Annotated in this window: 29 protein-coding genes; 3 read left to right on the top strand and 26 right to left on the bottom strand. The window is 37.1% G+C overall.

Translation table 11 applies throughout. The annotated features are described in order from the left end of the window. From QZU81_RS00665 to QZU81_RS00595, 15 genes are all read right to left on the bottom strand, one after another. Positions 1-509 (bottom strand): hypothetical protein (locus tag QZU81_RS00665; protein WP_295588939.1); only part of this gene is annotated, 509 nt, incomplete at its 3' end. Positions 510-544: 35 nt separating this feature from the next. Further along, on the bottom strand, positions 545-1294 hold the full coding sequence (locus QZU81_RS00660) for a hypothetical protein (protein ID WP_295588937.1): 750 nt from the start codon (positions 1292-1294) through the stop codon (positions 545-547). A 428-nt stretch (positions 1295-1722) separates the two neighbouring features. Next, a complete protein-coding gene (locus tag QZU81_RS00655; protein ID WP_295588935.1) occupies positions 1723-2283 on the bottom strand; it encodes a hypothetical protein in 561 nt (186 codons plus the stop codon). Between the two features lie 5 nt (positions 2284-2288). Continuing rightward, positions 2289-2483, bottom strand: a complete 195-nt coding sequence (locus QZU81_RS00650) for a hypothetical protein (protein ID WP_295588933.1) — start codon at positions 2481-2483, stop codon at positions 2289-2291. Between the two features lie 425 nt (positions 2484-2908). Then, positions 2909-3871, bottom strand: a complete 963-nt coding sequence (locus QZU81_RS00645) for a hypothetical protein (RefSeq protein WP_295588931.1) — start codon at positions 3869-3871, stop codon at positions 2909-2911. A 162-nt stretch (positions 3872-4033) separates the two neighbouring features. Further along, positions 4034-4348 (bottom strand): hypothetical protein, encoded by a 315-nt coding sequence (locus tag QZU81_RS00640; protein WP_295588929.1) that lies wholly within the window; start codon positions 4346-4348, stop codon positions 4034-4036. Between the two features lie 372 nt (positions 4349-4720). Further along, positions 4721-6412 (bottom strand): hypothetical protein, encoded by a 1692-nt coding sequence (locus QZU81_RS00635; protein ID WP_295588927.1) that lies wholly within the window; start codon positions 6410-6412, stop codon positions 4721-4723. A 13-nt stretch (positions 6413-6425) separates the two neighbouring features. After that, positions 6426-6929, bottom strand: coding sequence for a hypothetical protein (locus QZU81_RS00630; RefSeq protein WP_295588926.1), 504 nt, complete (start codon positions 6927-6929; stop codon positions 6426-6428). A gap of 23 nt (positions 6930-6952) precedes the next feature. Continuing rightward, positions 6953-7507, bottom strand: a complete 555-nt coding sequence (locus QZU81_RS00625; protein ID WP_295588925.1) for a hypothetical protein — start codon at positions 7505-7507, stop codon at positions 6953-6955. Positions 7508-7541: 34 nt separating this feature from the next. Further along, entirely contained in the window at positions 7542-7676 is a 135-nt protein-coding gene (locus QZU81_RS00620) for a hypothetical protein (RefSeq protein ID WP_295588924.1), read from the bottom strand. Continuing rightward, positions 7669-7893: a hypothetical protein gene (locus tag QZU81_RS00615; RefSeq protein WP_295588922.1), complete on the bottom strand. Its 225-nt coding sequence runs from the start codon at positions 7891-7893 to the stop codon at positions 7669-7671. The genes QZU81_RS00620 and QZU81_RS00615 overlap by 8 nt, the downstream gene beginning before the upstream one ends. A gap of 1 nt (position 7894) precedes the next feature. Further along, positions 7895-8173 carry a hypothetical protein gene (locus QZU81_RS00610; RefSeq protein ID WP_295588921.1) on the bottom strand — a complete coding sequence of 93 codons (279 nt, stop codon included), beginning with the start codon at positions 8171-8173 and terminating at the stop codon, positions 7895-7897. A gap of 202 nt (positions 8174-8375) precedes the next feature. Then, entirely contained in the window at positions 8376-8534 is a 159-nt protein-coding gene (locus QZU81_RS00605) for a hypothetical protein (RefSeq protein ID WP_295588920.1), read from the bottom strand. A gap of 674 nt (positions 8535-9208) precedes the next feature. Next, the gene (locus QZU81_RS00600) at positions 9209-9655 is read right to left on the bottom strand and encodes a hypothetical protein (RefSeq protein WP_295588918.1); all 447 of its coding nucleotides are present in this window, start codon (positions 9653-9655) and stop codon (positions 9209-9211) included. Between the two features lie 80 nt (positions 9656-9735). After that, positions 9736-10332 (bottom strand): hypothetical protein, encoded by a 597-nt coding sequence (locus tag QZU81_RS00595; RefSeq protein WP_295588916.1) that lies wholly within the window; start codon positions 10330-10332, stop codon positions 9736-9738. Positions 10333-10395: 63 nt separating this feature from the next. On the opposite strand from QZU81_RS00595, the gene QZU81_RS00590 reads away from it, so the two are divergent. Continuing rightward, positions 10396-10743 (top strand): hypothetical protein, encoded by a 348-nt coding sequence (locus QZU81_RS00590; protein WP_295588915.1) that lies wholly within the window; start codon positions 10396-10398, stop codon positions 10741-10743. A gap of 35 nt (positions 10744-10778) precedes the next feature. Here the strand turns inward: QZU81_RS00590 and QZU81_RS00585 are convergent, their stop codons facing one another. From QZU81_RS00585 to QZU81_RS00560, 6 genes are all read right to left on the bottom strand, one after another. Further along, on the bottom strand, positions 10779-11108 hold the full coding sequence (locus tag QZU81_RS00585) for a hypothetical protein (RefSeq protein WP_295588914.1): 330 nt from the start codon (positions 11106-11108) through the stop codon (positions 10779-10781). A gap of 14 nt (positions 11109-11122) precedes the next feature. Beyond that, a complete protein-coding gene (locus QZU81_RS00580) occupies positions 11123-11383 on the bottom strand; it encodes a winged helix-turn-helix domain-containing protein (RefSeq protein ID WP_292827564.1) in 261 nt (86 codons plus the stop codon). 48 nt (positions 11384-11431) lie between these two features. Then, a complete protein-coding gene (locus tag QZU81_RS00575) occupies positions 11432-11959 on the bottom strand; it encodes a trans-aconitate 2-methyltransferase (RefSeq protein ID WP_295588911.1) in 528 nt (175 codons plus the stop codon). Continuing rightward, positions 11952-12794 carry a pantoate kinase gene (locus QZU81_RS00570; RefSeq protein WP_295588909.1) on the bottom strand — a complete coding sequence of 281 codons (843 nt, stop codon included), beginning with the start codon at positions 12792-12794 and terminating at the stop codon, positions 11952-11954. The genes QZU81_RS00575 and QZU81_RS00570 overlap by 8 nt, the downstream gene beginning before the upstream one ends. A gap of 76 nt (positions 12795-12870) precedes the next feature. Next, the gene (locus QZU81_RS00565) at positions 12871-13377 is read right to left on the bottom strand and encodes a flavodoxin (protein WP_295588908.1); all 507 of its coding nucleotides are present in this window, start codon (positions 13375-13377) and stop codon (positions 12871-12873) included. 87 nt (positions 13378-13464) lie between these two features. Continuing rightward, complete coding sequence (locus QZU81_RS00560; RefSeq protein WP_295588907.1) at positions 13465-14688, bottom strand: FprA family A-type flavoprotein; 1224 nt, start codon at positions 14686-14688, stop codon at positions 13465-13467. A gap of 88 nt (positions 14689-14776) precedes the next feature. On the opposite strand from QZU81_RS00560, the gene QZU81_RS00555 reads away from it, so the two are divergent. Further along, positions 14777-15445, top strand: a complete 669-nt coding sequence (locus QZU81_RS00555; protein WP_295588905.1) for a histidinol phosphate phosphatase domain-containing protein — start codon at positions 14777-14779, stop codon at positions 15443-15445. Next, the gene (locus QZU81_RS00550) at positions 15442-15906 is read left to right on the top strand and encodes a DUF2115 family protein (RefSeq protein ID WP_295588903.1); all 465 of its coding nucleotides are present in this window, start codon (positions 15442-15444) and stop codon (positions 15904-15906) included. Before QZU81_RS00555 ends, QZU81_RS00550 begins: the two co-directional genes overlap by 4 nt. On the opposite strand, the gene QZU81_RS00545 is transcribed toward QZU81_RS00550, so the two are convergent. The 5 genes from QZU81_RS00545 to metG are packed head-to-tail and all read right to left on the bottom strand — an operon-like array spanning position 15898 to position 21674. Next, positions 15898-16566: a 2,5-diamino-6-(ribosylamino)-4(3H)-pyrimidinone 5'-phosphate reductase gene (locus QZU81_RS00545; RefSeq protein ID WP_292825828.1), complete on the bottom strand. Its 669-nt coding sequence runs from the start codon at positions 16564-16566 to the stop codon at positions 15898-15900. The two genes, QZU81_RS00550 and QZU81_RS00545, sit on opposite strands and share 9 nt — an antisense overlap. Positions 16567-16574: 8 nt before the next feature. Continuing rightward, positions 16575-17588 carry a glycosyltransferase 4 family protein gene (locus QZU81_RS00540; protein WP_295588900.1) on the bottom strand — a complete coding sequence of 338 codons (1014 nt, stop codon included), beginning with the start codon at positions 17586-17588 and terminating at the stop codon, positions 16575-16577. Positions 17589-17624: 36 nt separating this feature from the next. Further along, positions 17625-18089, bottom strand: a complete 465-nt coding sequence (locus QZU81_RS00535; RefSeq protein WP_295588898.1) for a hypothetical protein — start codon at positions 18087-18089, stop codon at positions 17625-17627. 4 nt (positions 18090-18093) lie between these two features. Beyond that, positions 18094-19671 carry a DUF530 domain-containing protein gene (locus QZU81_RS00530; RefSeq protein ID WP_295588896.1) on the bottom strand — a complete coding sequence of 526 codons (1578 nt, stop codon included), beginning with the start codon at positions 19669-19671 and terminating at the stop codon, positions 18094-18096. An 11-nt stretch (positions 19672-19682) separates the two neighbouring features. Continuing rightward, positions 19683-21674, bottom strand: coding sequence for a methionine--tRNA ligase (gene metG, locus QZU81_RS00525; RefSeq protein ID WP_295588895.1), 1992 nt, complete (start codon positions 21672-21674; stop codon positions 19683-19685). Positions 21675-21700 lie beyond the last annotated feature (26 nt).

The following is a 21700-nucleotide window of genomic DNA, read 5'->3' as shown; positions in this document are numbered from 1 at the left end:
ATTTCAACACCGCTGTCACTTAAAATTCTCTCACCGACAGGCTGTTCTTCTTCAAAGTTACTTAAATAATTTTTATAGATTTCATCGCCTTCAGCAGTGAGTTCCATAATGTATCTTAAAACATCATCTCTTGAATAGCTGAAATAAATATCCAACGTTTCACTGATTCCCATCAGCTCCAATTGCATGTTCAAAAGCTGATTGCAGTATTTTAAAACCCATTTCTGGTCATTGGCAACATTGACGATAAAACCTGTAATTGCCGAATCGTTAATGTATTCCGCCACATTCTGGTTTGACCTTTCATTACCTGCCTGTGACTGAGGAGTGACGAAAGTCCTTAGAATGTTGTTTCTAAATATTTCAGTCTGCCTTGTATAGTCTGACTGGTAGTTGTTACCCCCTAAGATTTTTGATTCGATTCCTGGAGGTACAATAGCCACATTTGAATTTGCAGTGGTTCCGTAATCTGCATATAAGTTTTCTTTTGCTGTTGAAGAGAGCTCCATGATTATTGGCTGGCCGTTAGCGTCAAGTGAAGGCTTTACTTCAATGATGTTGTCCTTGTTCTTTCAACCTGGTTTCTTTCGAGATTGCATTTGTGGTAGATATCATCAAGACAATTCAGGATAATGCTTTGTGCTTCCGAGTAGATTTCATTGTACATAAAGTTAATGACTTCATCAGGTTCGTATTTAACAGTTAATGTTCCCTCCTCAATACTGACATAATTGTCAAACTCCTCAGCGGGTCCGTTGACAATGTCCTTTGGCATCTCATGCAGGTACAGCTGCACCTCATTGTCATCATTGAACTCCTTTTTCAAACCATAGCCGTGAGCACCGATTTCAAGAAATATTGGCTTTATGTATTTTCCTATGGATTTGTCCCATCTCTGCACCGGTTTGATTAGGCCTTCACCGTCAACCATTCCACCCTGCAGGATGTTTTTAGCAATTTGGCGAATGTCAATTTTTCGAGCCCAAAGAATTAATGTAAGTTTCTGCTCTTGGGAGAGTTTGTTTTCCTTATCAACAAGTACCACATTAACATTGGCCTTATCAATTCTATTTTTCAAAATTCCTGAAGTGTAACCGTCAAGCTTGACAGCATAGCGAGCATTAGCTATTGTTTTGTTGATGACTGGAGGAAGAGCATCCGGCAAATCAAGGCCAGTGTTTATTCCATCGACTCTAGGTTGCCTTTCACTTTCACCCCAATAACTGCGTTTGGTGTTATACTGCTCTACACGATTATTCAATAATCTTGTCCTAATATAATCAGTAATTCCCATGTCAACCATTTCCATTACAATTTTTTATTATATTATTTATTATATTTTTTATATAAATAACATAATAAATTAACTTATCGGCAAAATATGTGAAAATCATCATAATTCAATGATATTAAAAATGAATTTAAACTACAAGTAAACCATTGAATTCAATACATTCTTGAGTAATCTTCAAAATAATATAAATTAACCACATAGTTATAAATCATCCATATCAGAATTATTCACCAAAGGTTCTGAAAGATAATTAATAACATTTAAAATTTTAATTTTACCCCAACCACAGAAAATATCAAAATATTATATGATTGCATTGTAAACTAGTTCCAATGCAATCAATACTTGCTTAAATCATTACAACTATTTACAAAATTTTATTCAGAGACTGTTCCTCTTCTTAAAAAATATCTATTAATCATATCCATTTATAGGAGAGAATCATCAACAACAAAGGACTCAATGAAAGCATCAAATTCATTTGTTGTCATTTCTTTTTCCACATTCTCCAGAACAATATCATTTTCATCAACCCTTAATGTAAATGGAACTAATGCAAAATTCATCAACTCGCAATTTGATAAAATAAATGATTTATCATTATCAATATCCACATATCCAAAATGTTTTGTTAATGAATTGATTATATCAAAATAATCATTCCACTTAGAAATGATAACTCCATACTCTTTGTAATTAGATTCGTTGATTTCAATGCGTGGAAGATCAATATTTATTAAATCATCATCAAACAATCCAAATTTATAATTAATAGATATTTTTTTGCCATCTCCATAAACAAGTGTTCTTTTACATGCAAAATCTTTGTTCAATGGAGCTAATGCAAAATTAGAATACATGTTTATGCAATCATGATTCAAAAATCCAAAATCAAAACAAAATCTTGATGCACCGTGTTTTGTTAATGCTTGTTTTAAGTCAAAATAGTTTGTTTTAATAAATCTATAATTATCGAGTAATATTGCCACGAATATCATTCCCCTACAAATTGTTTTGAAATTTTACTTACAATTGAATCACTTAATGAATCATCAAAGAGCTTTTTCAATCTTAATTCAACAAATACTATCATTAATACGTTAAATATTCCATTTGTTTTAAATACAAATGAATTCAATTTTTCAATGCAATCATCAAACATACTTACAAATAATCCGCATTTTACCATTTTTATCAATCCCAATTTTATGAAAAATAGTTAAATCAATAATTCATGGAACTGATAAAACAATGCTTTCAAAAAAAAGTAGTAATATTTATATTAGTAATTAACTAAAAATAAAATCATGCTTTTAGGTGATTTAATGAAAGCAAAGTTTTATCCAAGTAAGTAATCCCATGTGCCTAATTTGGATTATTTACTTGTTTAAACCAATGATTTTTTTTATTTTAAACTATTTGTTACAAAAATTCTTAAAAATTTTTGCCTACAATTAACTTTTTTTGCTAATTGCAATAATACATATTAAACAAAATATTATATAAATGTTTTGATAAAATAACTGTTATAACCTGTTATAACAATAAAAAAAGATAAATTAATAACAATTTTAAAAAAATAATATGTTATAACAAGTTATAACATAAAATAAATTAATTATTAACTTTCTTATCAATATCAATAGCTTTTCTTAATCTCTTGATTCTTTGTTCCGAATTATATAACTGACGTTCTAATTCTTTTTTATGTTCCAACTCTTCCTTTAATCGGATTTCATAACCAGTGCCAATTTCAATTAACTTATCCAATATTGTAAACAAATCCCCCATATCCTCACAATATTTGTGAACTAACTTAACCAAATCATCATTAGTTATCTTGAAAATATCTTGAATAACAACATTAAAATCTTGATCTAAACTCCAATAATAAATGATTGGAAACGCATCCACATGAAATTCAGTAGCCCCCAGATTAACAATATTAACACCAACATGCTTATTTTCATCAAAAGTTCCATCATCATTTTCAAAACAATAAACATCATTAAAATTTGCATCCAAATTATTATTCAAAGCTATTTCAAGAACAATTGCATCTTCTTCTAATGAATGAAGAAAAGAATGAGTATAATTATTATAAACAAAATCTTTTGTAATTAAATCAACATCACCATATGATTTATCATGAACTAAAGCAGCAATGAGTTCATAATTTTCAACCATTTCATTATCTACAACCTCATCATCAAATTTACTTTTAGCATGCCTATTAAGTATCCCAACTTTATGAATAGGTAAAGGAAAATCTTTAAATCTTTCATAATCAACTGGTTCATACGCATCATCTTCTAATGCATGATGGATTTCACCTTTAGATAACACACAAACAATTGTTTTTTCGTAATATCCTTTTGATTCAAATGCATATTTGAAAATATAATCTTTAACCATTAAATCAATTGCACTACTAACTGAATTAAATCTTTTGTCAATGAATTTCAAGAATGTTCTTTTAAAATCCTCACTTGGTGCATAAGTTAATGGTTTTCTTGTTTTTGCCCCATCGTCATATTTGGCAAATGGTGATTTATGTTTATTCATTTCATCATTCATAATATCAAATCTTTTATTGAAAGTATACCTAAGTGCTCTGAACATTAAATAACCATTTCATTTTTCACTTTTTTCAGAACCTTTTCATTAATATATAAAAATATAAATCTCTTTATATATAATAAATATGATTATTTTGCATAACTCTAACTTATTTATTATTTAACCTCTTAATAATTCTCTTCTGCCTCGCCAGATTAACTGGCGCTGCCTTTTTCTCAACTCCTTATATTGCCAATACATCTGTGATGTGACGTATCCATGCTGCCTTCTAAACTCATCTATCAGGACAATTCCTGCCTGTACAATAGCTGCTTCGCCTTCATGCCAGCAGTAATATGGATGGTGGCAGGCAACATCGTGTTCTGAAGCCAATCCTGTTTTGCAGTTGTTACAGTAATCTACAAACCACATCTCTTCCTCCCTTTCTCTTTTTTCTTTTTTGGCTTCAATTATCTGTTGTTTTATAGATTTCATAATAATCAATTTTTATAAAAACCTTAAAAACCATGAAAACTATTGAGAACTTATGGGATGGTTTTTTTAAAAACTCTTTGAAAATCTTTAAATCAAATAATAATGATTCTCCTTAGTTTTCACAAAAATGAAATTTTAAAAAACCATATTTTTCCAGAGTATGCGGGGACACTTGTTAAACTTGCCCCAGCTTATCCTCAAAACCTTAGTTTTTTAATAAAATCCTCATCATCAAAACCAACACAAAATCCTTCAATTACTCTAAAAACAACTGTAAGCAATTTTTTATAAAAACTTTTTAAAAAGTTTTTTAAAGTTTACATGGTTTTTATAGTTTTTTAGTTTTTTTGGTTTTCATGGTTTTTTCAGTTTTTATGGTTTTTTATCTATCCATGTTGGTTTTTTAACCGTTGGATCAAAGTTCATAATACTTAACCCCTCAACAAATTTATCTTCCTTCATAATGTCTACAACCCATTCGCCAATTTCATAGCAGATGTTTTCATATGTTGAATCGTCAATGTGCTTTAAGTCATAGTTTATGGATTCAACTTCACTTTTGGCCAGATCATATACATTGGATCTGCCGACATGATCAGTAATCTGTAGAAATCCCTTGTCTGCCAGTTCATACATGTATTTCCTTGCTGATGCCTTGCTCAGTCCGAGGCTCTGAAGTGAGAAGTAATCGTTGGTTGTGATTCCCATATCCAGCACTTCCCTATCCTTGCTCATTCTCCACTCATCAATATTATTTCTAATATCGTTGAGGACTTCAACCGCTTTGGGAGCAAGGTTGGCTGATATGCTTTCATTGTATGGCTTAAGCAGGCTCATAAACAGCTGCACATCTGCAATATTTGTCAATATCACCTTCTTGCCACCAATGTCATAGACTTCATGGTTGTAATAGTTCAAGGCCGTTATTGTTTTTAAAAGTCTATTGAACTTGTCAAAATCCCTTTTATAGAAAGAAGAGTTTTTAAGGAAGTTTATGACAAAATACACATATGGATTAATCACCACAATATCTTCAAAGACTTCTTTAAGGTGCAGCAGCATGTATGGCACTAGCTCAGCTTCCCTTTCATATTGTTTTAGAATCTTGTAGCTTCGTCCATGCTTGAATTCCAGTGCACTGTTTCTTTGATTGAATATCTTTTGGTTATCCATTCTTGGAGTGATAAAGATACTTCTGCTCATTTCCTGGTCATCAAAATAATGGTTAGGCACTGTAGTATATGTAAGACAGGGTCTGCCGACAAGCTCCAAATCTTTTACATCCCATCCTCCTTCACCATCGGAAATGTTTAAAGGCTTGTTTAGAAAGCCGTCGGATTGAAGTTCCTTCATTAGGTTTTTAGACTCTTCCATGAATTCATGGTCGTTGCTTCCACCCATATCACCATAGTTAACGATTTTACCGTCATAGAAATATTTGTCCTTTTTGGCACGGTTGAAGAGTGCCGCTTCAGTGATTTTCTTTTCATTGACAACAAATCTTTTAGGAATCAGTTTCAGTGCGGTTTGCTGAATGTGGGATTTGCCGCTGCTTGCCTCACCCAGACATATTACTGATACCGGATTTTGCAAAATGACTTGGCCTGCATATACAGTAAATGCATAAAGGATATTGTTGCGTTCACCTGCTGTAAACCATTCAACAATGCTTCCAATATAAATCAATGGACAGTCCAACGATTGCAGTTTAGTGATAGCCTCCTTTAATTTGGAGGCATCTTTTTCCTGTTCGGCCTGCTTTTTGTCAGCTATTTCCTGCTCAATTACCGATAGTTCATTTTCATAGTTAAGCTGCAATAGCTGTTTTAGTTCACTGAACTGGTTGTTGACCTGTCTGGGTTTGAGGTCACCTTTAGGATTTACGATTTGTTTGAACTGCCTTGCGACATTACTTTGGGAAGATAATGTAGCTGGAGATTTATTAGTATACTCTCCGATTTTATTACCGTACCTGTTTTTAAATACATATGTAACCTTATCATTCTTTCTGTTGATGATTAGGGTTATTGTATCCTTTGTCGGTAATTCAGCTACATTACTCATGTTTATACTCCATTTACTTTACTTGGACATCACGTACAATGAAACTGTAATAGATGTAGCTTCCGGATTTCTCTTTAACCTGTATGGTCATTTCATCTAAGCTATTGACGAATTCACGGTATTCTGCAAGGTTGACGTTTCTATGAATATTGGATCTGCCTACTGAACCTGCATTTTCCAATTCTAAGATAGAGGTTATGAAGTCAAAGAGCACACTTCCTTTTCTGATGTTTTTGTGAAGGTCACCATCATTTTTAAGATTCACGTTTATTTCAACGTATAGTTTTTCGCTGTCTTTGAAAATAAATAACTTGAAACGGTTTACGGTTTTTTCCTCACCGTCATCATCGAAAGTGTATGATGTGACTGATGACATTTCAGGCCTGCCGGTTATTAAAGTTCCATCTTCAAAGTCTCTTAGTTCGGCTTTTTCATATCCGTCCGGTATTTCAACTATTTCTTCAAAGTCCAATTCTGTTCCGGTAAATATGGTTTGTTTTGTGTTTTCAAAACTCATTTTAATTCTCTCCTAAAAAATTTTTAAGAGGAGTTATCCTCTTTTAGAAATTTTGATTGAGTTACAATCTTTTCTGCTGTCATTTCTTCTGCTGATGTTTCACCTGCACCTATCAGTTCAGCTATTGCACGATTGGTTGCACGGGTCTTTGCAGTTGACATTATTGTGTGGTCTGACACTTTGTCTTTTCGTTTCTCAGACCTTGAGCATAGTGCATCTGATTCTACACTTCTGCCGTTAGGCAAGGTTGCGCGCACGCAGTAGTATGCTTCTCTGATTCTGCCCATTTTGGTTCTCTCCAAATCACGGTCAATGATTTCAGTATCAACATTGAATGCACGAGATAGCTTTTGCCATGCTGATTTTTTCTTGAAGTGTCTTTTCACTTTAACGTAGTTTCCGTCTTCGTCTTTTTCCTTGACTATGATTTCCTGATAGTCACTGTCATTGAGTAATCCTTTACAGAGTTTTTGATAAGCGTCCCACTGTTCAATAGCTACACCAACATCCGGGACATTATCAGCAGCAGCGACAATTTCACTCACTTGTGGTTCTTCTATTAGTTCTGCTTTTACCATTTTTTATCACCTTGAAAAATTTGGGAGGATTAATTTATAATCCTCCTGTACTTGTTGCTATTCCAATCCAGCCGATAGCCACGGCAAATAACATGCTTCCAATAAAAATCATTTTTGGATTGGGATCCATCGGTTCTTCTTTTGGATATAATCTAGCTGGTTTAGGCATACTGACCAACTCTCCTGATGCAGACCTCAATAATAAAATTCAAGTTAATTATTGTAGTTCTGCCATCGTTTTTGTGAATAACAACTGTTTTACTGTCCGGAAAATTCAATTCATCTGATTTCATTACCGCACAATACGGATTTTCATTTGCAGATACAAATGCAATGAAATGTCCTTCATCCAAATCCTTTTGCATTTCAAGAATTGCCTTTTCCATGTCAGTCACTCCTGTTTTTCCTGAATCCTACAATGTAGGCTTCTCCTCTTATGAACTTGATGAATCCTGTATCCCCAGCTGTTGCATATTGGATTAACGGCAATAGCTTGGAGTGTATTGCTGTTTGGTATGCCTTTTTTCCACCGTCCACCAATACGATACCCTCATCATCGATATAGAGGATTTCCTGTTCGACATCACCTTTGGCAATTTTGACCTCACCACTGTGAGTTAAAATGCCGCAGAAATTGTCTTCAAATTGATTAATTGAGGTTGTCATAATTAATCAACCTCAATTAATGCAATAAGTGAATAGCCATTCATTTGAATTCACCCAAGTTTTCAATTCTATCAAAGACCAACCATATTCTAGCCCAGATGTCTTTTGGGACTAAAACATGGGTTTCTCCATTTACTTCTTGTTCCAACATTATTTTCAGACTCCCGATTTTATCTTAAATTTTTAGTTCGTCTTAACGTGTTTAATCAAGTTTCATTATCTTGATTCTGTATGACTCGAAGAATTCCCTTTCATTTCTGATGTTTTCTGTTTGTGAAATTTCGTCAATGGCTTCTTCAAGTGCCCTGAAATTATTGAAAATTATTATTTCGTTAGGCCGGGGTTTTATTACTTCACACATGTTTTTGTATCTCCCTTTTTGCCCATCATCTTGGATGGGACTATACTCTCAACAATCTAAAACACACAAGTGGCCAGAAGTCTTTGAAAATAAAAATAGTATGTTGGTAAAATCAATATTCAATTCTCAATCTCAATATTTAGAATAAAATAAGTTTTGCTTTATTTAATTTGAAAATCTTTATATATTCCTTAAAATAAACTAGATATTGGGTTAAGTTTTGAAAAGTATTAATTTTTAGCTTGTTTCGTCGCATGCATAATTATTTTTATTTTTCTACTTGCCCACTTGTATTATACCTATTTTTTCATAATCTTTTTTCACTGTTTTTTTTTGATATTTTACCTCCTTAAACTGGTTTTAAAGCCTTACTAAAAAAAAGTTGTACGAGAGTGGAAAATTGCTCCCACTTCGTAAAATTGCTCCCAGTTAGTAATGGCTAATACTAGTCTGTAATTTTGGCTATTTAAACATTTCTATTTGATAAAATATCAAAATTGTTTAATTATTACAATGTTATACTTGAAGATAAGGCATGTATTTTTCCAAAATTCTATAAACAATTTGACAAAAAAATATGACAAGAAATAGTAAAATATATAAATCAAACTCATGATGAAACCATCATGTTGAAAAATTGTAGTTAAAAAAAATAAAAAAATGGAAAAGAACTTTTAAGTCTTATTTCTCAAAGCTCTTTTGATATAATCAACTTCACTCTTAAGACCATCCAGTTCAGCATTCAATTTTTGATTTTCACTCTCCATTGCCTGAAACTCTGGAGATTTGATGGATAACCTCTCAACATCAAGATTGATTGTGACTGCACCCATATGCTCAATATATTTTTCCCTTAAACGCAAAGGGTCTTCCATGAAATAGGAAGTTCTGGTCTGATCCTTTCCTCTGCCCTGAAGCTCATCGATTTCATCCATGCTCAAACCGTCATTATAAAGCTGGCTTGCATGAAACTTCCTCAGCATGTGGGAACGGAAGCGGTTGTAGGAACCTGCCTTTCCAAGGTTCAGCTTGTTGTTGATTTTGCCGAAAGTATTGTTCATGTGAGTGGAACTGATATTAAAAAGAGGAGTTGAATTTGTAAGTTCCCTCTCATCTATCACAAGATAGTGAATTATTTCTGCTGTGGACTCAGGACTTGAAAAAGTGGTATAGTACTTGTTGGTTTTCTGTCTTCTTAACCTCAGGATGGAACCACATCATCACGACCGTGCAACGCTTCAATAACATCATCTATATTGTCCTTGTGATGATACCCATAGGTTGCATCAATGAAATCCTGAATGGTAATGTTTAAAGTTTCCCTTTTTGCACATCCGCTGCTGGTCATGAAGAGAATTATCGCCTTCATCAACGGATTGACCATCTTCAGGATATGCCTAAGCAGTTCCTTGTCGGGCAAATCATTATAAGAAATAGGCATAGGCTTTTTGACATTTTTCTGATTTAACTTTGGCATTTTGCCGATTTCAATATCAAAACCTTCTTCATATACAGTCATAACCCTACTGACATAATTTTTAACTGTTGTGGCGAGATGACCTTTTTTCATCAGATGGTTTCTGAATGCCAGAAGTCTTGCTCTCAATTTTGAATGTTTCCATTTGACTTCTTCTCGCTCTTCCTTTTCAGCTTCTTCTAACAACTGGTAGAATGGTTTTTTATGGTATCTTGAATACAAACCAATGGCGGTGGCGTAGCTTTCATATGTTACATCTTTAAGACATCTCTCATCACAAAAGCTTCTTAAAAGTTGCTCATCTTTTTCGTGCATATCCATATTTATTACTCCTATATAAAATCTCTTTTTTCCAAGAGCATTTGAAAAGTAATAAATATTTTGATGAGTGTTGCCCGTGAAAGTGGAAATGCTGAAAAAGCATTCTATGGTCTTCGAAACTGCATATGGAAATGCGACGATGTGCAGGACGAACTGGCAGTTGAGATGAGAAAAAGGGCTGTTGAACTGGCAGATGAACTGATTGAAAGAGATACTGAAGATAAGGAGATCCTCATCCTTATGAAAGCTGACTTTTTAAGAAGAAGCGGTCAGTTTGACCGGTTGGTTGAGGAATATGAAAACATTGCATTAGACGGTGAGAATTCAAATAAGGTCCTCCGCTACCAAATCGAAAAGGCCAAAGAAAAGGATGACAAATGCTACACTACAGAAGAGATTTTTTCCAAATAAGAAATCTCTTTTTTTACTTTTTTTTAAAATAAGAATTAAACATCAAGGCTTTCAATGAAAAGGGAATTTCCGCACTCCCAAGCAAAGGCCTCCTGGCCCAAAATGTCATTGTTTGCCCTGAACCACTTTTTGAAGATGTCTTCAGGCAAACTTGATGAGGAAAAAATAGTCAGAAGAAGCTCATCAAAGCATCTTGACTTGTAGAACGATTTTGCCTTTGTAACATACATGCTGTCAAAGCCGTCATTACCTAATTTTAAAACCAGATCATCCAGAAGGTCGTCCAGTTCAATAGGTATCAGCTCGTCATCGGCATATCTGTACTTCGGAATGTGAAAAACGTATTTTTCACTTAGCTCAATCATCCTAACACCAAATTCTAGTCCATATAATCGGCAATGTCTTCGCCGACATCGGTGAGGCGGTAGAGCCTTCCTCTTTTTGCATCCTCGTTGATGCACTCGGCAATGCCTGATTCCTTAAGTTCGCGCAATACTTTTGAAATATGATTTTTTCTGATTCCCGTATCTGCCGCAATTTCGGTCGGCATTTTCACTTCATCCTTTAAAGATTTTACGGCCTTTGACCTGTAGGATGAAATGCTTACATATGCATATTTTTTTAATGCTTCATCATCCATAATAACACATCCTACTCATATTATATTCACAAGAGTATATAAAATTAATCATTTTAGTGATGGGGTCCAAAGCCCGAATTCCTTGATTTGAGGAGGTATTCCTGAGTCATGGTATGAGTCAAGATATCCTTTATCTGATTTGTAGTCCTCTCCGCTGGTTTCAGATGAGTTTACAAACTCAAGTATTCCCCTGTTTCTTATGATGGTGTGTTTTGGCTTGAATGTCGATGACCAGATGTAAAATACCTTGAAGACTGTGTCGGGATGGTATCCTCCGCCAAGATCTATCGCAAGGATGTCGCATTTCGGGATTTTCCTATAGACTTCAAGCAATGTTTCATGAAGGCGGACGTCGGCATTGATGAATTCCATGTTTTCACAGGCAAGTTCATTCATCTTCTCCTCGGCTTCGGGAGAGTTGTCTATCGCTATTATCCTTGAGTCCCTGAAGCTTTCGAGAAGCACCCTTGTGGTGTTTCCGACATGGCATCCCAGTTCTATTATTGAATCGCCGTTTATGGCCGAATCGAGGATTTGCCTCCTGTATTCCTTCACGTCGTAGCAGAGTTTAATCATAAATTATACCATTGTTGTTCAGTTTATCTATATGCAAGCCTTCAACATCCATGTTTTTGAATGCATCTTCATCATATGCAAATGCAAATACTGTATTTCCAAGCATTGCCATGGAACTACCTAAAATATTGTCCATGGAATTAAAATAATCAATTTGATTTTTCACTTCATCCGTCGTCAGTTTTGTCTCTTCGGAAAACCTGGCAGAAAATCTCAAAAAGTTTTCCAAAGTGGGTTCTTCCTCAAACATTTCCAGATACTTCACTCCTGCCTCGGAAATGACTTTTTTGTGCTTTGGGTCACTGATGATTTCGGATGTCTTTATCGGACCGAACGTTTTCCATGCCACATGAACGTCATGACTGAATGACTTTATCTCTCCGATTCCCGGAGCGCCCGGCTTTGTCCTCAATACCATACCATGACCGGTCTGGGCTATGACATCGCCCAATCCGGCGCCCAGATTGACTTCTGCCATGTGGGCAATCTGTCCGCAGAGTTCAAAAGAGTAACTTAAATCCAAAAATTCGTTCAAAGCCAGTGCCAGGCTCAATGCTGAAGCTGCTGATGTTCCGAATCCTGCACCTATAGGAAGCTGGATATCCTGAATGACCTTAAAGTTTTCATCATCCAAATTAAAAATGTTTAAAACCTCGCGGATGACTGTATCGTCTCCCTGATTGACTTCAAAACCAAAGGTATCCGATTCCACAATAGTTGTTCTAACCCCTCTGGAAAGCAAAAATCCAACACCGCAGGAACCGTTCTTTAACTTGGAGTCATGATTTTCAATATTGAAAAAGCCAGTGATATGGCCCGGAACAAAAACACTCATAAATATAATTTAGTCAATTGAAATTTATTAAATTTGTTATAAAAAAAGAAAAAAGATTAAAAAATCTTTTTTAATATCATTCTTTAATCCAGGATTCAACCTGGCCTTTTGCGTCATAGACGTTTGCGCCCGGAATTGAAAGGCCCTTTTTGATTTCAGCACCTTCGCATAACTTGGCAAGGTCCCTTTGGCTGGAGCCGAAACCTGAGCCCTCATGGGTGACGAAAGGCTTTACGACTTTGCCTGCAAAATCCAATTGCTCAAGCTGTGTAAACATCGGCATCGGGAGTGTTCCCCACCAGTTCGGAAAACCAATATATATTGTATCATATTGTGAAATGTCGTCTAGCGTTTGCTTGATTTCAGGCCTTGCATCGGCTTGCTGTTCCTTTTTGGCAACGTCGATGCATTTCATATAGTCTGCAGGATATTCTTCTGCAGGTTCAACTTTAAACAAGTCTGCACCGTCCAGTTCCTGGATGTATTCGGCAATCACTTCGGTGTTTCCCTTTTCGATGTTTTTGAGCACTCCACCGAAGTAGTTTTCACCGCTTCTTGAAAAGTAAATTACTAAGCTTGACATGATATAACCTCTGTATATTAACATATATTAATGTTGTTGATTGCAACAATCAAAAGATTGAAAAAATAATAAAAAAGAATAAGGGAATTATTCTTTAATAGATCTTGCGAGTTCTGCACCTTTCTCGAATGCTTCAGCCAAAACATCCTCATCAGGTACGAACAGTACGTCCAAAGTGTCGGTTACAGTGAATCCTGCTTCCTCAAGGTCACGTTGGAGTTTAGCAATAGCTCCTCCACCCCATCCTTTGGATGAGAATATCAATGCGCTTTTTTCGCTGCCTGTTCCCTTGAAGTTGACGCAGTCAAGCCAGTACATCATGTTTCCTATTCTTGGGAAAGGCTTGTTCATCATTGTAGGGGCACCAAGCGCAATGGCTTTGGAGTCCAAGATGTCAGTGATTACGTCATCAGGACCGTCTTCCTGCATGAAGTACATTGCAACCTCAACGCCTTCGCTCATGATACCTTCAGCGATTTGGTAAGCCAATTTCTCGGTTGAGTGGTGCATGGTGTCAAAGATAACGGTAATCTTGTCCTTGCATACTCCTGATCCCCATTCGGAATATTTCTCAACGATTGGAGCAGGGTTTTTCCAGATTTGACCGTGACATGGAGCAATCATTTTGATTTGTTCCAGAAGACCACTGTTGGTGAGCTCATCCAATTTCATTCTGAGCATCGGTGAGCCTAAAGTCACAAGGTTTGCATAGTATTTCTGAGCTTCCCTGAGCAGGTATTCTGTATTGTAGTCTTCATCGAACCTTTTGGAGTGAGCCACATGCTGTCCGAATGCGTCATTTGAAAATAAAATGCCTTCTTCAGCCAGGAATGTGAACATGCTGTCAGGCCAGTGAAGCATAGGAGCTGATACGAATTTCAGGGTTCTTCCACCGATGTCCAGCTCATCGCCTGTTGCAACTGCATTAATTTCTAAATCACCAAAATTGTGATATTGTGCTTCTAAAAAGTTAATACAATTTTGTGATGCATAGATTTCTGCATCAGGGTTGTATTTGGCAATTGTGTCTCTTAAAAATGTGGAATGGTCCATTTCAGAGTGGTTTTGGACAAACACGTCAATCTTGAAGTCTTTTCCTTCTTGCTCGAATGCGTCTTTTACTCTTGCATCGAACTGCTCGAACATTCCTCTGTAAACGTTATCGATCAATACAGTTTTTTCCTCACCAAATACCAGATAAGCGTTGTATGTAGTACCTGGGATTCCATATCCGTGGAAGGTCCTACTGTGCCAGTGGATTACTCCGACCCAGTAAACACCGTCAGCCATCTTTACTGCTTTTGCTTTCATTTTCTATACCTCAATATAATTTAAGTTATATAGATTTATATCCTATGTATTATATAAAATATTATATTTAATGCTAAGAGGTTATATTTTGAACAAAAGAATCGATTTACATATGCACAGTCTATTCAGCGACGGGGAACTACTGCCCTCAGAACTTGCAAGAAGAGCTTTGAAACTGAACCATGAGGCCATTGCCATCACAGATCATGTCGATTGGTCAAATGTGGATACAATTCCTGCAATTCAGGATGCCATTGACGACATCAATGCCAACTGGGACATCACTGTCGTTTTGGGAGCGGAAGTGACACATGCTCCCGTCGAATCCATTGACGGAATAGCTGCAAGGGCAAAGGAATTGGGCGCAAAGATAGTAGTTGTTCACGGTGAAACTTTAAACGAACCTGTGACTCCGGGAACCAACCGCGCTGCAGTCGAATCCGAAAACATTGACATTTTAGGACACCCTGGCCTGATTACAATTGAAGAGGCCGAGCTTGCAAAGGAACATGACATCTATCTTGAGATTTCAGCACGAAAAGGACACTGCCTCGGAAACGGACATGTAGCAAACGTCGCACGCGAAGTGGGAAACAAGCTCCTGGTAAACACAGATACCCACTCACCGGACAACATCATAACATTCGAAAAGTCCTATGAAATAGCTTTGGGAGCTGGACTTACACATGACGAGGCGATGAAGGCTATTGTCGACAATCCCCGCGAACTTCTAAAAAGCAAAGGAATAAAATTATGAAAGCATCCAAACTTCTAAAGATAATTCGTGAAAACCTGAAGGACTATCCTATCGACTATCTCAAAAACAAGGTAACCGATGAGAGATACAAAGACCCCTTAACCAAGAAATTGGCAAAATATAACTCCGGCGTTTATGATGAAATATATGAAATAGAGATAACAGACGATTTTGAAGTCAAGGACAATGTCATAAAAAAAATGCGCTCAGACATCGGCTTTTATTTCGACAGGTATGGTGGAGGCGACGATGAAAACAAGCGATTCACAGAATACGTTTCACTTTACCTGGCCCTGATAGCAAAAAGGCCGCTTCACCCATACAGCAAAGACAAAAAGGATGACGTCTACTATTTTGACGGAGACTTCTACTGCAAGGGCAGAATGAAATATATCCATGACGAAAAGTCACTCTGCAGATACTGCGTTTGCAAGACTGTGGGATTCAGTGGATTATTTTAAAACTTTATATTTTAAAATAAAGTCTTTATCCAAAGAATATGAGTCAATCAGCTCCAGTCTAATGGCTTCATCCATCGTATCAAAGCCGTCACCATCAAAGAATGTCTTTGCATTTGCCCCTCCGACAATCATCGGAGCTACACAGATGCTTATCTCATCTATAAGGCCTGCCTTGATCATTGAAAAGTTCAAGGTCGATCCGCCTTCAAGCATTAGCTTATCTATGCCCTCTTCATGAAGATAGCTCATCAATGCGACAAGGTCAACCCTTTCACCGCCTGAAAAGAAAAATTTCACTCCCCTATTTTTAAAGGTTTCATACTTTTCTGACTGCTTCAGGTCATCCTTATATTCATTGGCGACTGCAATGATTGTTTTTGCATCGGAATTTGTGATTCTGGCATCGATTGGGGTTCTGCATTTGCTGTCGACCACAACCCTGACCGGATTGTCCTCGGGCTTTGCATCAATCTTATGCACTGTAAGCCTCGGGTCATCCGCAAGGACTGTTCCGATACCAACCATTATTCCGTCACATTCCTTTCGGATTTCATGAACCCTTTCCAAATCCTTCTTTCCGGAAATGTTTGAAGAGCCTGTTGCGGTTGCGATTTTACCGTCCAGTGTCATTGCCGCATTCAATATTACATATGGCCTCATCATTTCACCTATATGTGATAGAACATCTCCTTGATGTGCAGGAAGTTTGCAAGGGTCTGGTTTTCAAGGACTCCAGGCATTACCAATGCCACGATTATACCTATTATACCACATAGCAATCCTATTGCCCATATTATTTTAACAGCATCCTTTTCGGCAATAGGTTTTCTTAAAATAAGTCTGATTAATGATTTGAAACCTGTTTCAGGTCTTACCAGCTTTCCTTCGTCATTAAGTTGGGTCGGCTTTTGCTGCTGGCGGTTCATGACTCCTGCGGAATAGAACTTCAATGCAGCATCAATTATGTTAGGCATCAGTATTATGAATGCAATCAGCTTTACACGCCCGATGAATGCGATACATACGACAGCTGCTCCGATAATAAGGGTACCAGTGTCTCCAGGGAAAATCTTGGCAGGATATCTGTTATAGTACAGGAATGCAATCAATGCTCCGAGCATGCTCATGGAAATGATTGTAACGTCATATTTTCCTAAAATAAGACATGCAATGGTAAGTGATGCCATTGAAATGATTCCAAGCCCTGATTCAATTCCATTCAAACCTGCAAGCATGTTTGTCAGGTTTGATCCGATTGACAATGCTATTGGGATTGTAATCAGATACAATAATCCGACATTAGGCGGTGCCGCCCATATTAAAGGAAGGCCTGCTAAAAACAGTAGGAAAAACTTTTCCTTTGATGAAAGTGCAAGCAGGTCATCGACAATTCCTATGATTCCGACAAGCAGAATAACCACAAGGACGATTGTCAATTTGAATGCAAGCAAATCATGCATGTAGATTCCGGAAAACATCCCTATGGTAAATCCAAAAAGAATACCGAATCCACCCATCTCAGCGACAACGGGTCTCCATGATTTGTGAATGTCCTTTCCGACAATATCTGCCGCTTCAAGTTTTCTTATTATTCTTGGCATAGATAATCGGGTTACAAAAAAAGAAAGCAAACCACAGATTAAGGCTATCGCATACAATGGAAGTTGTGGTAAAATCATCATGATTAAATATATGACATTCCTTATTAAAAAAAGTAATTATTTTTTGTTTAAAATATAATAGACACTTCTAAGGGGAATATCCAATTTCTGGGATATCTCCTTTGCGGACAGGCCTTCCTCTTTGAGGCGCCTGACGCTTGAGTGATTATGTTTCCTTTTTGTGTTGTCGAAGCTGGCCTTGCTTTTGCGCAGCAGATAATAGACCCTATTAAGCGAAATGTCCAGTTTATCTGCAATCTGTTTGGGCTTCAGTCCCTTATTGGACAGTTTCAACACTTTCCATTCGGCGCCCTGGGTCTGGCTTTTTGCTCCCCAATTGTATTTTTTCCTGACCTCTATGCCTAATTCATTAAGCGCATCAATATATGTATCTGAAGTTCTTTCATAAACGCTTGGAGCACAGGTTATCACCTTCAGATTGGGATATTCATTTATAAGCCCCACAATCATTGAGGATGTCAGCGCCTTTGTTATATGAATCGTTTTCTTATTGCCATCCATATAATCACTTTTTCTGGATTAGGTCCAAAAATCTCTTGGATTTATCGCTTGGATTCTTGATGCTTTCAATGTTTTCTATTTCCTCGTTGACTCTTGATTTGTTGATGTTTAATGCGTAGCAGATGCTTTCAAGCGGGATGTCGGAATTTTCATGTATCAATGCAGCTCCCAATGCGACATGATTGAACTGAATGTGTGAATTCCTTGCCTGTTTTTCGAACTTGAACTTCTCATACAGCAGCAGGTCCATTTCCTCTACAGGGATTATCTTGAGGTCAGTGAAATTGTTTAATGTTTCTATTACCTTGAAATAGGTTGTCTGGAATGCCTTTCTCTGTTCCCTGTCCAATTCGACTCTTATATACGGAAATGGCCCTATATCAATTTTTCTGGAGTTGTTTGATGTTGTCATGTAATATCGGAAAATGTCCCACATTATGAGGGCAGAGGCTATGTTTTTGAATATGTTCTTGTATATGTTGTCCCTCTTTTTCAAATCCTTTCTCAGAGACCTATTCATCTTGCCGTATCTGTCATAATAGCCCAGATTCCTGAACCTTTCCTCAATCTGTGATTTTCTCCAGGATTCGATGGCCTCGGCATCATATTCATCTATAAAATCTGGAATCTGGTTTTCATATTCGGCGATGGTCTCATCATATTTGTTGATCCTTTTGAAGTCTGTCAGGTTCCTTTTAAGAATGTCATCACGAATTTCCGCTATGATCTCCTCAGCATATTTAACATATCCGATTGCCAGTGCAGTTCTTGCATTGTAGTCGTCAATTATTGCAGGCTTTGTTCTGTTGAATGTGACCTTTTCAATCCGGACATGCTTTCCAAACCTGTTTCTGGCTTCCTCTTCATATTTATCCTCATATTCAGAATCCAGAGTAATATTTCTTCTAATCAGCCTATTGTTCTTATCTTTGAAGCGGATGCGGAGAGATATTGTTTTTACAACACCTTGACGTTCCTGTTTGAGCAGGTTTAAAACTTGCTTAAGGGATTTTCGGCCATAATCGCCGAATTGATTTCGAAGCACCATGTAATTTCCGGACAATGGCAGGTAGGGGATTATTCCTATCCTGTGTGTTGCTTCCCTTCTGATTTTGAATGCAAAGCCCTGATTGCCGCAGGTGCACTTGCCTTCCATCTGCTTATATTCGCTCATTGAGTATTTCTTGTAGCATGAACTGCATTTCACATACCCAAACTGCTCAAGATTGCCTATTGCAATCCTATGAGAATCAATAGCTGAGTTGACCCTGTCGAGAATGAATTTCTTGGCATTGGCATTGGCTCTGTAAATCTGGTTATGGTGGCTGTTATCCTTGATTTCATCCACTGCAACATCAGCCACAGCCTTTGTTCCGTATTTATTCAAGGCCATGAAGGGAGTGGTGTATCCTTGCGCATCCATATCCTCTTTCAAGCCTTGCAAAAAGTTTAGTCTGTCATCTAGTTTAAAGTAAAGGTTTTTGAAATTATCAAAATCTTCAATATCATCCAAGCTAATTGAATCGTTTGATATTTCATTAAGGTATTTTTCTGCTTTGTTTACCAGGACAGACTCTGTCATTTTAATCTAATCTATTGAATTCTTTCGCCGACTTTTCCGTTTTCATCCGGTGAGAGCAATGCGCCTGATTCTCCGGTAGCTAAAATCATTCCTTCGGATAAAGTTCCGAAGAGTTTTGCTGGCTGGAGGTTTGCAACAACGCATACTTTTCTGTCTACAAGTTCATCAGGAGAATAGAATTTTGCAAGTCCTGCAACGATTTGCCTTGGCTTTTCTTCGCCGATGTCGACCTGCAGTTTTAATAATTTGTCGGATTTTTCAATTTTTTCCGCTTCTAAAACTTGACCAATCTTTATTACTACTTCATCAAAGTCATCAATGCTAATTAAATCACTCATATTATCGTCCTCATTACTTTCTTTTAGGTTTTCTTGCAATTTCGCTTTTTCAGCTTCAATCACGTCATCATCAATCTTTTTGAATAACGGTTTTGCCTTGTTTATCTCATATCCGCTTGGAAGGAATACGCTTGCATCTTTCCATTGGGACAAATCATCGATATTCATTATGCTGGCTATTTCATCCGCTTTGGTTGGCAGGTATGGCTTTAATGTGTAAGCCAATGTTTTGGCCAGCTGGTTTGAAAGATAAAGGCAGTTTGCCGCTTTCTGCATGTCTTCCTTGACCGCTTTCCATGGTTCGGAGTCATTGAAATACTTGTTTCCTTTTTTTGCTACCTTGAATATTTCAAGCAGGCCTTCCCTGAATTCAAAATTGGAGATGTATTCTCCGGCTTTTGCAGGCAATTCCTCAATGGCCTTTCTGAATTCCTCATCTTCATCGGTAGGATTTGTATATTCGGGAATCTTGTTGTCAAAGTTCTTGCGTGTGAATGTGAATGTCCTGTGAAGGAAGTTTCCGATTACGTCGGCAAGTTCATCATTGTTTCTTCTTTGGAAATCATCCCATGAAAAGTCGGAATCTTTATTTAAAGGAGCGTTGATTGTCAAATAATATCTTAAAAGGTCCGGTTCATAGTCTTTAACAAAATCGGCAATCCAAATTACCCAATTTTTACTTGTAGACATTTTTTCTCCTTCAAGAGACAGGAATTCTCCGGCATAAATCATGTCGGGCAATTTGCATCCGTATGCCTTCAGAAGACCCGGCCAGAATATTGAATGGTGGTAGATGATGTCCTTTCCTATGAAATGAACCACAAAGTCGTTCCAGTACTCTTCCCATTTCCTGCCAGATTGCTCTGACCATTGTGATGCTGATGAGATGTAACCGAGGAATGCTTCAATCCAGACGTACAATACTTTGCCTTTGGCCTCTTCAAGCGGTACTGGAATACCCCAATCCATATCTCTTGTCAAAATCCAGTCGTTCAATCCGTCATCAAGCCAGTTTGACGCGTAGTTCTTAACGTTTGCAGGAAGGTTTTCATTATTGTTGATATATTCCTTCAGGTCATCTTCAAGTTCGGATAATTTGAATGCATACTGGAAGGTGTCCTTGATGATTGGAGTTGTTCCGCAGGTAATGCAGTGTGGCTCGTCGAGCTCTGTAGGGTCCAATGCCCTTCCGCACTTTTCGCAGTGGTCTCCCCTTGCCTCTGATCCGCAGACAGGACATAATCCTTCCACATATCTGTCCGGAAGGAACTTGTTACAGTTCGGACAGTACAGCTGCTGGATATCTTCCCTGTATATGTATCCGTTGTCATACAGGTCCTTGAAGAAGTTTTTAGCAATTTCATAATGCTTTTCATCAGTGGTTCTTGTAAAGTTGTCCAGTGATATGTTCATTGACTCTACATCTTTTACAATCAGGTCATGGTATCTTTTTGAAATTTCTATAGGTTTTTTGTTTTCCTTATCTGCCTTTACTGCAATTGGAGTTCCGTGCTCATCAGTTGCACAAACGAGCAGCACGTCGTTGCCGACCATTCTGTTGTATCTTGCGTAGATGTCCGCCGGCAAGTATGTTGAGCGGATATGTCCCAAATGACACGGTCCATTTGCATAAGGAAGTGCACATGAAATAAAAATCTTTGACATTTATCTAATCCCCTTTATCATTTTAA

The organism is uncultured Methanobrevibacter sp. (genome assembly GCF_902770715.1).
Classification (GTDB): domain Archaea; phylum Methanobacteriota; class Methanobacteria; order Methanobacteriales; family Methanobacteriaceae; genus Methanocatella.
This window is presented reverse-complemented; position numbering and strand designations above follow the sequence as displayed.

Coding starts and splice junctions, on each gene's coding strand:
- QZU81_RS00635 (WP_295588927.1), bottom strand. CDS start 6,412: ATGAGTAATGTAGCTGAATTACCGACAAAGGATACAATAACCCTAATC.
- QZU81_RS00590 (WP_295588915.1), top strand. CDS start 10,396: ATGAGTGTTGCCCGTGAAAGTGGAAATGCTGAAAAAGCATTCTATGGT.
- QZU81_RS00550 (WP_295588903.1), top strand. CDS start 15,442: ATGAAAGCATCCAAACTTCTAAAGATAATTCGTGAAAACCTGAAGGAC.
- QZU81_RS00625 (WP_295588925.1), bottom strand. CDS start 7,507: ATGGTAAAAGCAGAACTAATAGAAGAACCACAAGTGAGTGAAATTGTC.
- QZU81_RS00560 (WP_295588907.1), bottom strand. CDS start 14,688: ATGAAAGCAAAAGCAGTAAAGATGGCTGACGGTGTTTACTGGGTCGGA.
- QZU81_RS00545 (WP_292825828.1), bottom strand. CDS start 16,566: ATGAGGCCATATGTAATATTGAATGCGGCAATGACACTGGACGGTAAA.
- QZU81_RS00615 (WP_295588922.1), bottom strand. CDS start 7,893: ATGGAAAAGGCAATTCTTGAAATGCAAAAGGATTTGGATGAAGGACAT.
- QZU81_RS00535 (WP_295588898.1), bottom strand. CDS start 18,089: ATGGATGGCAATAAGAAAACGATTCATATAACAAAGGCGCTGACATCC.
- QZU81_RS00610 (WP_295588921.1), bottom strand. CDS start 8,173: ATGACAACCTCAATTAATCAATTTGAAGACAATTTCTGCGGCATTTTA.
- QZU81_RS00640 (WP_295588929.1), bottom strand. CDS start 4,348: ATGAAATCTATAAAACAACAGATAATTGAAGCCAAAAAAGAAAAAAGA.
- QZU81_RS00605 (WP_295588920.1), bottom strand. CDS start 8,534: ATGTGTGAAGTAATAAAACCCCGGCCTAACGAAATAATAATTTTCAAT.
- metG (WP_295588895.1), bottom strand. CDS start 21,674: ATGTCAAAGATTTTTATTTCATGTGCACTTCCTTATGCAAATGGACCG.
- QZU81_RS00570 (WP_295588909.1), bottom strand. CDS start 12,794: ATGAGTGTTTTTGTTCCGGGCCATATCACTGGCTTTTTCAATATTGAA.
- QZU81_RS00565 (WP_295588908.1), bottom strand. CDS start 13,377: ATGTCAAGCTTAGTAATTTACTTTTCAAGAAGCGGTGAAAACTACTTC.
- QZU81_RS00630 (WP_295588926.1), bottom strand. CDS start 6,929: ATGAGTTTTGAAAACACAAAACAAACCATATTTACCGGAACAGAATTG.
- QZU81_RS00530 (WP_295588896.1), bottom strand. CDS start 19,671: ATGACAGAGTCTGTCCTGGTAAACAAAGCAGAAAAATACCTTAATGAA.
- QZU81_RS00650 (WP_295588933.1), bottom strand. CDS start 2,483: ATGGTAAAATGCGGATTATTTGTAAGTATGTTTGATGATTGCATTGAA.
- QZU81_RS00595 (WP_295588916.1), bottom strand. CDS start 10,332: ATGGATATGCACGAAAAAGATGAGCAACTTTTAAGAAGCTTTTGTGAT.
- QZU81_RS00645 (WP_295588931.1), bottom strand. CDS start 3,871: ATGAATGATGAAATGAATAAACATAAATCACCATTTGCCAAATATGAC.
- QZU81_RS00580 (WP_292827564.1), bottom strand. CDS start 11,383: ATGGATGATGAAGCATTAAAAAAATATGCATATGTAAGCATTTCATCC.
- QZU81_RS00620 (WP_295588924.1), bottom strand. CDS start 7,676: ATGCCTAAACCAGCTAGATTATATCCAAAAGAAGAACCGATGGATCCC.
- QZU81_RS00585 (WP_295588914.1), bottom strand. CDS start 11,108: ATGATTGAGCTAAGTGAAAAATACGTTTTTCACATTCCGAAGTACAGA.
- QZU81_RS00575 (WP_295588911.1), bottom strand. CDS start 11,959: ATGATTAAACTCTGCTACGACGTGAAGGAATACAGGAGGCAAATCCTC.
- QZU81_RS00660 (WP_295588937.1), bottom strand. CDS start 1,294: ATGGGAATTACTGATTATATTAGGACAAGATTATTGAATAATCGTGTA.
- QZU81_RS00540 (WP_295588900.1), bottom strand. CDS start 17,588: ATGATGATTTTACCACAACTTCCATTGTATGCGATAGCCTTAATCTGT.